Genomic DNA, 12534 nt, shown 5'->3' on the forward strand with positions numbered 1-12534 from the left:
ATGATTAAATCGTTTAATAAGAGTCCCGTTAAATTGTCCCTTCTTGGTCTTACTATGGTTTTAATATTAAGTGGTTGCGCGTTAACAAACGCAGAATCGAATGAGAAGACTGAACAAAAACCGGTTCAATCTCATAGTACGGAAAATAAAAACCAAAATGAAAATCAATCGATTCAGTTAACATTTAAACCAGTAACGATGATGGACGTCACCCAAGGTGAGCCTAAAAAAATTTGGGAAAAAGTGAAGTCAATTAGTTTGGAAGAACAGGATGCAGCACAAGTCTCCATTCATCTATACGTTGAACCAGGTAACGAAAACAGTGCATATGCTTTTTTGGAACATAAAGGAGAGTTATTCGAGTTCGGAGACGTTGCAGACACTTTCGGTCTGGACGATGTAGTGGTTGAATCGGTAAATCAATCGTTTCTATCAGATAAAAAGAATATAAAGGTCTTTGCTGGGATAGGCACTACTTTTACCGGTTGGGACATCATTTCGTACGATGAAGAACATAGTAAATGGTTGAGATTTGAAGCGATAGGCCGTCCCCAAATGATCGATTTGGATGGTGATGGGATTAAGGAAATGATTGCGACGTTCGAAGGAGCCCATCTTAATGCACCAGATATTTCTATCGTTCGCTGGAATAACGGGCATTTAGAATTTAGTGAAATAGCAGCGCAAAGCGGCATATCAGACAAATCTTACGCACGTTTAATAATCAAAGACAATCTGCCTGTTGTTGAAATTGGTGAACTAGGGATAGAAAAATCGGAATATTACAAGTATACAAAAGGACTCCTCGTAAAAATTACTGACTGATTAGTGTTAATCCGAATGATTTGAGGTAAGAGAGGATTGTTCGTCAAGGGTACATTCGGGATAACGTGCAGAGTAACGCAATTCTTTTTCATACAAGCGAAACATGTTAAACTAAAAGGGCTTTAAGGTAATTCATGAAGGAGAGTTTGACGATGATCATCCAATTCATTCGCTATAGGTAATGGAAGGTACAGATCACATAACCCGGCATTTTCGACAAATTAGCTAGGGTTTATTTGACTGTGCCTTTTTTCATTCACCTATTACGAATGAGAGGGTGCTTTTTTGTGTTCCAAAAAAGTAAAAAGTTAATTAGTGCCGAGACATTTGAGGTGCATCAAGAGATATTTAGATGCCCATTATGTAAAAAACCGATGCAAGTCATCCATTTACAAAGCTTAGTTTGCAGCAATCAGCACTGTTTTGATATAGCGAAGCATGGATATGTAAACTTATTGTCTCGAGGTATTAGTACGAAATATGATAAAAAAATCTTTGAGTACAGAAGATTAATCAGCAAAGGCAGTTTATTTAATCCCTTAGATGTCGCGGTAAGTCAGATTATAATGAATCGGCACTCGAGCAATGAACCTATAAGCATACTAGATGCAGGTTGTGGGGAAGGGTCGCACTTAAATAACATACAAATTGAAATAAATCGAAAAAAACCGATGGATCTACTGGCTGCAGGAATCGATATTTCAAAAGAGGGAATAAGTTTAGCTGCAGAAGGATATTCAAATGCGATCTGGTGTGTCGCGGACATTGCAAACTGCCCATTTTCAAGTCAACGGTTCAAATTCATTCTGAACATTCTTTCACCAGCCAATTATTCAGAATTCCGGAGATTAATAAGTAATAAGGGGTTGGTGATTAAAGTCGTTCCCGAACAGGACTATCTAAAAGAATTAAGAGAAATCCTTTACAAGGGGTCTGATAAACAGACTTATTCAAATTCACTTACTATTAGCCACTTTAACAAACACTTCAATATATTAGATATTGAAAGCATCCGATATCAAGCGGACTTGAGTGAACAATTAATCGAACCATTGCTCGGTATGACGCCATTATCATGGGGGACCTCTGAGGAGCGCATAGAAAAATTTCTTCAGTTGAATCTGAAACAAGTCACCATGGACTTTAAAATTCTAATCGGATCGGTAAAAAATAAACCACATGATTAGATTTTTAAGCTAACAGAAGATGATAGCTTAATGACTTAAACGAGCTGCCCGCAGCTTATAGGGCAATCATGCCGGCTTAGGGGTATTCATATCAATATGCTCCCAATGCCGGTTCTTTTCTTCATAAAACCTTATGGTTATGTTAGTATTTAATCGAAACGACGATGATCGGAGGGGAAGAAAACGTTGTTAGCAGAACAAGAAATAGATTTGATAGAACGGTTTATGTTCAAGGGCGAGCAGGAGCTGTCTAACGAAAACAAGGCGGAATTGCAGCGCAAATTGTTGGATTCGCTTTCAAACGAAGAGATCGAGGACTACGCGTATAAAATCAATCAATTCCAAAAAACGGTGCCGAACCGGACCGAGAACACGTATTGGTTCTCGCTGCAGGAAGTAAAAAAGCTCATGCAAAATGAGTTGAATCGAAGAAAAATCGCCAAACTCGGATTAAGCTATACAAACGGCGATCCGGCTCCGATGAGCGGAGCGGAACTGGCTTCGATGCTGAAAAGCAACGTCAGATTTAAAAGCACGGACGGCATCAAATGCGCGGAGCTAAAGCTGCCGGAAGAAGATATGCAGTGGTGGCGCGACGCCAAGTTCGGCATGTTTATCCACTGGGGAGCTTACTCCATTATCGGACGCGGCGAATGGGTCATGAATAAGGAGCAAATTCCTTATGAAGAATACCGGAAAACCGCGATGTCGTTTAACCCGCAGCATTTTGACGCGAACAACTGGGCTGAGCTGGCTAAATCGGCTGGCATGAATTACATGGTTATGGTAACCCGGCATCATGACGGTTTTGCCTTATGGGATAGCGAGGGCAGCTACGATAACTACACGACGATACAGGCAGACGCATACCGCGATTTCGTAAAAGAATACGCGGAGGCGGCGCGCAGCAAAGGTTTAAAGGTGGGCGTCTATTACTCGCCGATGGATTGGAGATTCCCGGGCTACTTCGAGCCGGTGGAGAAATACGACAACGCACTGCTAATGAAAAAACAATGCTACGATCAAGTAGGGGAGCTAATGTCCCGTTACGGTCCGATCGATATATTGTGGTATGACGGCTCCTGGCTCGCTCATAAAGGCTCTGACGCAGGCAGCGCTTGGCTGTGGGAGCCGGTGAAGCTGAATCAAATGGCGCGTGAGCATAACCCTAAGGTTGTCATTAACGAGCGCTCCGGTTGGGAAGGAGATTTTTTCTGCGATGAAGGCCCGCACGATGTTAACGGTAACATCATTCCGTTCGCATGGGAGAAAAACTTCAGCGTAGCCGGCTCCTGGGCATGGCAGCCGGAAAATCAAGCGTTTCCTTTCGAGCGCGTCATGGATTTAATCCTGAACGTATTCATCCGGGACGGAAACGTGCTTCTCAATGTGGCTCCGGACAAGGACGGTGTCGTGCCGGACGATCAAGTCGAGCTGTTCCGCAAAATTGGCGAATGGATGCGCGAAAACGGCGAGAGCATTTACGGCACTCGCGGGGGCCCGTTTCAGCCGGTAGATAACGTGTACGGCGCGACTTACCGTGAAAACACGGTTTACGTTCATATCTTAAACTTAGACGAGTTCGGTAAGCAGACGATTCCGGCACTTAAGCAAAGCATTGTATCCTGCACTCTGCTAAACGGGGAGCAAGTACCATTCTCGCAAAATGATTCCGGCATCACCATATCCGTTCCGGAATCGGGAGGCAATCCGATCGATACAATCGTAAAGCTGGTGCTTGATGCGGACCTTGAGGGCGTTTTAAGTTAGGAACAGAAAAGAACTCAATAAATGCCGCGGCGAACCAGTCCATTAAAGGACTGGTTTTTGTTGTGGCAATTTGTTCCCTTACAGGAGGATAAACAAAGAAAGATTGAGTAGGACAGAAAAAACAGCATAAGGCTGCCACGGAATGAATTGGCAGCCTTACTGCGGGGTTACACTATGGGTTTCGGCATTCCCGATATTCGAACTCGTCGATTTTGCCAGACGTCAGGAGATAATATATGGTCGCTTCTTTATGATATGAAGTTTGTCGCGATATGCGGTTGTTGCGCTGCAGTATATCAGAGTTACGGGCCGGATAATCATAGTGGACAAGATGATTTGCCGCCGTCACGTCGAGGCCGGTGTTGACGGAATCCGTAATAAGCAGAACGGTGGAATCCGGGGTTTTATTAAATCTGTGAATCATCTCATTGACCTCATGGACGGAAAGCTGTGTCGTAATAATAAAAATGCCCTTGATTTCCTCGTCCGCAGAAAGCTCGTCTAATAAAAGGGCGGTGACGGCATTCGATTTGGAGATGACGACCGCCTTTTCCCTTCTGTCACTCACATCCCGGATGATGGACTTCAGCATGTTCAATTTTTGAGGATTCTGGTTGCACAAAAGCGCCATTTGCTCTTTTATCGCCATGAGCTGTTTTTTTTCATGAATGGAGGAGGCCCGGCTATTTCGCTCGGAAGCCGTAAAGTAATCATTCAAAAGCTTCAAGTATTCGGTTTCATAATCGGGCTCCAAGGATACGACGATCTGTTTTTCAGTGATGTTCATGATATCAGTCATCCTTCCTGCTCTTCTATTTCTTTGGATAATAGCAACGTAACTTATGATACGGTTCTCTCGGTGAAATGGCAAGCTTGTTAAAATGGGATTTATATACATCGCAGGTGTGTTTGCTGAACAATAGTAGGCTTTCAATACTTCAGTACATTGAAGGAAACACGTTGTGAACGGCATTCGATGAGCTAACGGAGACGAGGTAGTTCAACCCAAACAGGGAGCAGCTCACACGGCAGCAGCTCCCTGTACTCGTTGAACTACGTTCCCTCGTGGTACAGAAGTTGAACGTTACAAGGGAGCAGTCAACAGCAAATGCAAATCCAACAACTCTACTTCCAGGGACCTTAATTTTAGTCATTTTGCTGCAAAATATGGTTCAACCGCCATTTGGACGGCGTCACGCCGTAGCGCTTTTTGAACAGCGTGGTGAAGTAGGTGCTGCTGCTGTAGCCCGACTTCTCCGCGATTTCACGAATATCCAGCTCCGGATCGCTGATGAGCAAGGCGCGAGCATGCTCGAGTCTGACCAGATGGACGAAGTCCGGGAAGCTGCTGCCCGTCGCTTCCGTAATCATGCGGCTCAGATAAGGAGGGCTGATCGCCAGCTTATCCGCCAGGCCATTCAAGGAGAGTGTCGGATCGTTATAATGCTTGCGGATATAGGCGATCGCTTCGTCGGCTGCGCTGCGGGTTTGCACCGTATTCAGCTCGTTCAGCTTCTCGCAGGCGTTCAGGCAAAGCTGCTCCAGCCATGCTCCAAGCTCCGCATAATCCGATATCCGCCAAATTCGCTGATAATGCACGAGAAAATCCGAGTGCCGAGCAATGCCGTTCGCAAGACCGGTATCGCCTATTTTGTCCAGCTCCAGAGCGAGCCTGGACAAGGCGATCGTCGCCTGCCCCGCCCGGTAGCTGCCGGCTGCCGCCAGCAGACGCTCGATTGCCCCGGGTATCAGCTCCTGCTCCCGGTTTCTCACGATTTGCAGCACGGCTTCGAGCGAGCTGTCCGGCATCGGACTGCCGTTCAGGTGAATCGTATCGTCCGCATAGATGACGGCCGCACTAGAACGGAGCTTCCTGTACTGCAGGCTGTCGTTCGCCTCGTCGTACAGCTGCTTCAGTTGTCCGGTATCGGCGGACAGGCGGCTGACTCCGATCGAGCAGGCGGTGCCGGACCAAGACCGGAGCTCCTCGTCAAGCTGCTCCCATCGTTCACGGATGAGGCCGTAATCGCCGAAGCTTCCCGATTCGGTCTCGCTCACAATGAGCACGGCGGCATCCGGATGCGGGAAAAATCCGCGGCACGCCGCCTTGCCGTCAAACAGCCGCTCGGTCAGCTGAGGCAGGCTTTTGATTTTCTCTATTTTTTCCTCATCAGGCATTTCGTTGTCCGTGCCGGCGTGATTCAGCTGCAGAACCGCCACGCAAAATGCCGCGCTGCCGGAAGAATCCTGCAGGGGGGGAAGGGCGGACGGGAGCTGATCGCCGGAGCGGTACGGCGAGGTCAGCCAGCGCAGCAGGGCGCTGTCCTCCTTCTCGCGCTTCAGCTCCCCGAATTCTCCGGCGATCCGCTCCAGCTCCCGGTTCGCCTCGTCGAAGCCTCCGCCTTTCGCGAAGGCGAGGCGGTCGCCGGACAAGCTGCGGATGTTGCCGAACAGGGTGCCGATCGGCTTGTACATGCGGTGCGAGACGAAAGCGGCAGCGGCAGCGGCGGCGGCGATCAGCGCCAGACTAAGACCGATCATAAGCTTCAAGGCATTGGCAATGTCGCGGACGCTATTCTTGTAGGAGGTTTCCGAAAGAAACCAGAGCCCGCCGTGCTGCGCCTGCCGGTAAGCGACGAGCTTCCTGGCGCCGCTGCCGTCCTTCCAGATCAGCGTGCCGGCTTTGCTTGTCCCGCTTGCGATATGCCGCAGCATGGCCTCGTCGAAGGAGACGCCCGGCAGCCCGCTTTGCATCAGAAGAAGGCCGCCGGCATCCAGAATCGCGTAGCGTGTATCGCCGTCGCCGCTGCTTCCGAATATATTTTCCTGAAGCTTCCGCAAATTGACGGTCATGGCGATTGCACCGTGGTACTCGCTGCTGCCAAAGGCGCGGTCATTATAGAAGAGAGTCATCAGCTTCTCCCGTTCGCCGCTGTTCAGCGTCGCGTTCCAGACGAACGGCGACTGCTTGATCTCGCTGTCGCGGACGAGCTCGAACAGCTCCCGCTTCGCCGAAGGGCTGAGCGGATTGTTCTCGAACATAAGCGCCGGACCGTCTTGGCCCATAATATAGGCGTTTTCCAGAAACGCATTAACCGTAATCGTGCCGCGCATCTGGCTGAGCGCACTGTACAGCTGATTGCTCCAGTTGTTGTCCCCGCTTTGCATGACCGTGTTAATATTCGGATTGCGGTAAAAGTCCATCGTATAGTTCTGAACCATGTCCATGTATTTCGTAAACACCGTCTCTGTGTTTAGGAGAACGCTTTCATTTACCTGATTAACATGATCGACCGTTTTTTCCCTGAACCAGAAGAACAAGGCGCTGGCCAGCACAAGCACCGAACAGGCCGATATTAAGGTCAGGCTCATAAAAAAACGGAATTTCAGCTGTCTTTCTCCCCTCATCGCTATCGCTCCTTTACGGTATTAACTATACACATATTTTCGGAGGAAGTTAACTGCCTCTCAGTAGAATGAGAGCACCGAAATAGCATGGATATATAAAAAACGGGAAAATAAGCAAGGATCATTCAAGATTATGATGTTTTATTTGCACTATAATTGTATAGGCTTACATTTTTAATTCGTACGGGGAGGCAGAAGCATGCGCAAGTTTCAAAATCCGGTGCTGCCGGGCTTTTATCCCGATCCATCCGCTGTACGCGTCGGAGAAGATTATTATCTGGTCACGTCCAGCTTTGAATATTTTCCGGGAGTTCCGATTTTCCACAGCAAGGACCTCGTGAATTGGCGGCAGATCGGCAATGTGCTGGACCGCCCGTCTCAGCTTAATCTGGACGGCATTCTCCCTTCAAGGGGGATATGGGCCCCGACGCTTCGCTACCATAACGGCGTCTATTATATGATTACAACCTTCGTCGATAACGAGAAGGAGTGCCATAACTTTTATGTCACGGCAACCGATCCGGCCGGCAGCTGGTCCGATCCGGTATGGCTGGAGGATGCGCCGGGCATCGATCCTTCGCTGTTTTTCGATGACGACGGCAAAGTCTATTACACGGGCAACCGGGTTCCCCCGGAAGGGCAGCTGTATCCGAAGCATATGGACATCTGGCTGCAGGAGCTGGATTTGGCGAGCGGCAGGCTCATCGGACCGAAGACGAGCGTCTGGCAAGGAGCGCTCAAGGTCGGACACGCCCAGGAAGGGCCGCATCTGTACAAAATCGGCAAATGGTATTATTTGATGATCGCCGAAGGCGGCACGGGACATACGCATGCGATCACGATCTCGCGCAGCGAGTCGCCGGCAGGACCTTACGAGGGTTATAAGGGCAATCCGATTCTCACTCACCGCCATCTGGGACGCTGCTATCCGATCGTCAACGTCGGCCACGGCGAGCTGATCGAGACGCAGAAGGGAGACTGGTGGATGATTTGTCTCGCTTCGCGGCCATATGGCGGCTATTACCGGAACCTCGGCCGCGAAACCTTCCTTGTGCCTGTTATCTGGGAGCAGGAGTGGCCGGTCGTTAGTCCCGGAAAAGGGTTCGTGGAGCAGATCGCGGATGCGCCGGACCTGCCCGAGACGAAGTGGCCGGAGCAGCCCGCGCGCGATGACTTCGACCGGCCGGAGCTGGCGCCGGTCTGGAACTTTATCCGTACGCCGCGCGGCGATTTCTGGAGCTTGACGGACAATCCCGGCTCGCTGCGCCTTACGTTGAAGCAGGCATCTATCACTGCCGACGGGAACCCTTCCTTCGTAGGCCGGAGACAGCAGCATATGAGCTTCCGAGCCGAAACCGCGCTGCGCTTCGCGCCGGAGCAAGCGGGCGACAAGGCGGGGCTGGTGCTGCTGCAGAACGCCGGCTATCAATTCCGCGTGGAATACGGAAGCTTCGACGGCGTTACGGAAATCCGGCTTACAGAGCGCAGGGGAGGAGAAGAGTCAGTGCTGGCGGCAGCTCCGTACGGTGGCGACAGCCTGCTGCTGAAAGTGGAGGCGCATGGCCAGAGTTACGCCTTCTACTGGCGCGCGAATGAATCGGTGCTGTGGCAAGTTTTGTCCGAGGAAGCCGACGGCACGATTTTGAGCACGGATGTGGCTGGAGGCTTCACCGGCGCTTACATGGGGATGTACGCCGTATGCAGCGAGGCCGGCCGGACGCATTATGCGGACTTCGACTGGTTCAGCTATGAATCTCTCGATCATAAAGAAAAAGCTGCCGATTCCGTTCCGTCTACACTTGAAAGGAGTACAACCTTATGCTGATTACCCTATCTGTACATGAAGAAGATAAGCCCGATTACAGCCGTTTGCAGGAGGCGATCGACTCGATCCCGGAAGGGTACGAGGAGACGGTCACGATTCGCATACGCCCGGGCATCTATGAGGAGAAGGTGACGGTTCCGGCCTCCGCGCCGCCGATTCTTCTGCTTGGCGAGGACCGGGACAAGACGATCTTGACCTGGTCGGACAACGCTCATACGCTCGGGGAAGACGGCAAGCCGCTCGGAACGTTCCGCTCGGGCACGCTGAACATCTTCGCCGAATCGTTCACGGCGGAGAACGTGACGATCCGCAACGCCTCCGGTCCGGGAACGGGTCAAGCGGTTGCCGCATTCGTCGATGCCGGGCAGGCGGTGTTCCGCCGCGTCAGGCTGCTGGGCGATCAGGATACATTGTATACGGGCAAAGGAAAGCAGTATTACAACGAATGCTACATCGAAGGCGATGTCGATTATATTTTTGGCGCGGCGACTGCGGTATTCGACAGATGCAGGCTGCATAACAAGCGGTCGAGGGGTTATATTACGGCTGCCTCGACACCGGAAGGCACGGCGTTCGGTTATGTGTTTCTGGATTGCGAGATTACTGGCGGCGAAGGCGTGCGCGACGTCTATTTGGGCAGGCCGTGGCGGCCTTATGCCCATGTGGCGTTCATTCGCACCGCCATTGACGGATCGATCACGCCGGAGGGCTGGCATAACTGGGGGCAGCCGGACCGGGAGACGACAAGCCGCTACGAGGAATTTGCAAGCACCGGAGCGGGAGCCGCGCCGGAGCAGCGGGTGTCCTGGTCGCGCCAGCTGTCCGCGGAAGAGGCGGCGGAATACCGGGTGATTCATATTTTTGACGGCTGGCATCCCGAGGGCTACTAATGCCCGCTTAGCAGGAAGGGGAGAGGAACGGTGTCATTGAACCTTGAAGGTTATTTGGATTCGCTGATTCAGCAGGCGGCAAGCAGAAGAGAGGCCGGCAAAGCGATTGGCCGGGAAGAGCGGAGGGTTCAACTGGTCGAGACCTTCAGCCGTCTGCTGGGCGATTTCCCGGAAAACAACCGGGAGCTCGATCTGACGCTGCTGGACCGGCGCGAATGCGACGGCTATGTGCGCGAGCAGATTGAAATCTCCACGCTAGATGGACTGAGGATGAAGCTCTATGTGCTGGTGCCGGAGCGTCCGGTTGCCGATCCGGCGCCGGCGGTTATCGCCCTTCACGGTCACGGCTACGGCAGCCGGGAAATTGTCGGGCTGGAGCCGGACGGCTCGGAGCGTTCGAGCCGTCCCGGCCTGCATAAGGATTTTGCCGTGTCGCTCGTGCATGAGGGATATGTGGTGGCAGCTCCGGAGCTTATCGGCTTTGGAGAGCGCAGGCTGAAGGAGGATATCGAAGATGCGCCGGGCAAGAGCTCCTGCTTGCGGCTGGCGGCGCATCTTCTTCTGACCGGGCGGACGCTTGCCGGCCTTCGCATCCGGGAGACATCGAGGGTGGTAGATTATTTGCAGGGCCGGGCCGGCGTGAATCCGGACCGGATCGCGGTTATGGGCATATCCGGCGGAGGGCTGGTCGCGGGTTTTACGGCCGCATTGGACGAAAGAATCCGCTGCGCGGTCGTCAGCGGGTACGCCAGCTTGTTCGCGGAAAGCATTCTGTCGCGTAATCACTGCCTGGACAATTACATTCCCGGCATCCTTCCAGAGGCCGAAATGCCCGAATTGCTCGGGCTGATCGCGCCAAGAGGACTGTTTCTGGAGTGCGGGGACACGGACCGCGTATTCCCGCGCAGGCCGGCCGTGAAGGCATACGGCGAGCTGCAAAGCTTGTATACGGCGGCGGGTGCTCCGGACGCTGTGCGGGCGGATTTTTTTGAGGGAGGACATGAAATTCACGGGGAGCCGGCTTTCGCGTGGCTGCGGGAGCAATTGACGGTACCTACGGTTAGTATGGGAGGAGAAACGCAATGACATCGGAAAATAAAGAGCTTCAACTGGAAGGCTGGTCGCGGAAGGTAGCCGATACGATTATCGGGCAGTGCAGGGAGGACGGCTTTCACCCGCATCCGCTTCAGAGGTGGGCTTATGTGCCCGGCATGCTGCTCATGGCGATGGCGCGCGCGGGCAAGCAGCTGAAGCAGGAGAGCTATTATTCTTTTATGCAGCGTCATATGGATCATTTCATTGCAGAGGACGGGACGATCGGCACCTATTCGCTGGAGGAATACAATCTCGATCAGATCAATCAGGGCAAAAATCTGTTCATGCAGTATGAAGGTACTGGCGACGAACGTTATGCCAAGGCGGCTCATACGTTAGCGGCTCAGTTGATCAGCCAGCCCCGCACGTCGGAGGGCGGCTTCTGGCACAAAAAAAGATACCCGTTCCAAATGTGGCTGGACGGCTTGTATATGGCGTCCCCGTTTTTGGCGGAATATGCGAAAGTGTTCGAGCGTCCGGAGCTGATGGACGAGGTGGCTCATCAGATTCTGCTCATCGAGCGGAAAACCCGCGATAAACGCACCGGCCTGCTCTATCATGGCTGGGATGAATCGAAGGAGCAGGAGTGGGCTGACTCGCTGACCGGACTGTCCTCGCACTTCTGGAGCCGGGCGATGGGCTGGTATTCGATGGCGGTCGTCGACGCCCTTGAGCATCTTCCGGTTACACATCCGAAGCGGGGGACGATTATGGGCATCTTCGAGAGGATGTGCCATGCTCTGGCGCGCGTACAGGAGCCATCGAGCGGCTTATGGTATCAGGTGCTTGATCAGGGCGAGCGGAAGGGCAATTATTTGGAGGCAACGGGCTCGATCATGTTCGTTTATGCGATGGCGAAGGGACTGCGGCTCGGGTACTTGAACTCAGGCTTCCGTTCCGTGATGCTGAAAGGCTATGAAGGCATTATCGGTCGGCTGGTTACCGAGGATGAGCAGGGCGTTCATCTTCACCAGATCTGCAACGGGGCCGGCCTCAGCCATGACCGCAACGGCTCGTTCGACTATTACATTTCCGAAGCGGTCGTCTCGGATCATCCTATGGGCGTCGGTCCGCTGCTTCTTGCGGCGCTTGAGGTGGAGCGGTATTTGGAGCAGAAGTAGTGCGCAGTGCGGCGTAGAGTTATCAGCCGGGCGAATTCAGGGGTTAGGCCTGAATTCGTTCGGTTTTTTATTTCTTCACCAATACTAAAATAGTATTTGTTATCATAGAAGAATCCCCCTAAAAGGAGAAGATGAACATGCTGACCGTAAAACTGTCTAAAGAACAAAAAGAACCGCTGGTTAGACGCGTGCAGGAATACTTTCTGGATGAGAGAGGGGAGAAAATAGGAGATTTGGCGGCCGAGTTTTTGCTGGACTATATGACCCAGGAGCTGGGACCGGTCATTTATAACCAGGCGATCCAGGATGCGGTCAAGCTTGTCGGCGAAAAAATGGTTTCCCTGGAGGATGATCTCCATTCGCTGGAGAAGCCGATCAAGTTCGGGAGAAGATAATCGCGGAAAGGGCGGGGG

At 52.0% G+C, this 12534-nt stretch carries 10 protein-coding genes; 8 read left to right on the forward strand and 2 right to left on the reverse strand.

Annotation, left to right across the window (positions count from 1 at the left end; genetic code table 11):
• The 3 genes from KP806_RS19760 to KP806_RS19770 all read left to right on the forward strand — a co-directional run bounded on the left by KP806_RS19760 (position 1) and on the right by KP806_RS19770 (position 3782).
• Positions 1–825, forward strand: coding sequence for a hypothetical protein (locus KP806_RS19760; protein ID WP_224725465.1), 825 nt, complete (start codon positions 1–3; stop codon positions 823–825).
• A 287-nt stretch (positions 826–1112) separates the two neighbouring features.
• On the forward strand, positions 1113–2012 hold the full coding sequence (locus tag KP806_RS19765; RefSeq protein ID WP_224725466.1) for a putative RNA methyltransferase: 900 nt from the start codon (positions 1113–1115) through the stop codon (positions 2010–2012).
• Positions 2013–2198: 186 nt separating this feature from the next.
• Entirely contained in the window at positions 2199–3782 is a 1584-nt protein-coding gene (locus tag KP806_RS19770; protein WP_224725467.1) for an alpha-L-fucosidase, read from the forward strand.
• Positions 3783–3954: 172 nt separating this feature from the next.
• Here the strand turns inward: KP806_RS19770 and KP806_RS19775 are convergent, their stop codons facing one another.
• Both KP806_RS19775 and KP806_RS19780 read right to left on the reverse strand, forming a co-directional pair.
• On the reverse strand, positions 3955–4569 hold the full coding sequence (locus KP806_RS19775) for a helicase-related protein (RefSeq protein ID WP_224725468.1): 615 nt from the start codon (positions 4567–4569) through the stop codon (positions 3955–3957).
• A 359-nt stretch (positions 4570–4928) separates the two neighbouring features.
• Complete coding sequence (locus KP806_RS19780; RefSeq protein ID WP_224725469.1) at positions 4929–7190, reverse strand: helix-turn-helix domain-containing protein; 2262 nt, start codon at positions 7188–7190, stop codon at positions 4929–4931.
• A 199-nt stretch (positions 7191–7389) separates the two neighbouring features.
• Here KP806_RS19780 and KP806_RS19785 point away from each other — a divergent pair, with 199 nt between their 5' ends.
• From KP806_RS19785 to KP806_RS19805, 5 genes are all read left to right on the forward strand, one after another.
• Positions 7390–9015 carry a glycoside hydrolase family 43 protein gene (locus KP806_RS19785; protein ID WP_224725470.1) on the forward strand — a complete coding sequence of 542 codons (1626 nt, stop codon included), beginning with the start codon at positions 7390–7392 and terminating at the stop codon, positions 9013–9015.
• Positions 9009–9905 carry a pectinesterase family protein gene (locus KP806_RS19790; RefSeq protein ID WP_224725471.1) on the forward strand — a complete coding sequence of 299 codons (897 nt, stop codon included), beginning with the start codon at positions 9009–9011 and terminating at the stop codon, positions 9903–9905. Before KP806_RS19785 ends, KP806_RS19790 begins: the two co-directional genes overlap by 7 nt.
• 30 nt (positions 9906–9935) lie before the next feature.
• Positions 9936–10991 (forward strand): dienelactone hydrolase family protein, encoded by a 1056-nt coding sequence (locus tag KP806_RS19795; RefSeq protein ID WP_224725472.1) that lies wholly within the window; start codon positions 9936–9938, stop codon positions 10989–10991.
• Positions 10988–12121: a glycoside hydrolase family 88/105 protein gene (locus tag KP806_RS19800; RefSeq protein WP_224725473.1), complete on the forward strand. Its 1134-nt coding sequence runs from the start codon at positions 10988–10990 to the stop codon at positions 12119–12121. Before KP806_RS19795 ends, KP806_RS19800 begins: the two co-directional genes overlap by 4 nt.
• A gap of 137 nt (positions 12122–12258) precedes the next feature.
• Positions 12259–12516: a DUF2164 domain-containing protein gene (locus KP806_RS19805; protein WP_224725474.1), complete on the forward strand. Its 258-nt coding sequence runs from the start codon at positions 12259–12261 to the stop codon at positions 12514–12516.
• Positions 12517–12534 lie beyond the last annotated feature (18 nt).

The organism is Paenibacillus vietnamensis (assembly GCF_020169515.1).
Classification (GTDB): domain Bacteria; phylum Bacillota; class Bacilli; order Paenibacillales; family Paenibacillaceae; genus Pristimantibacillus; species Pristimantibacillus vietnamensis.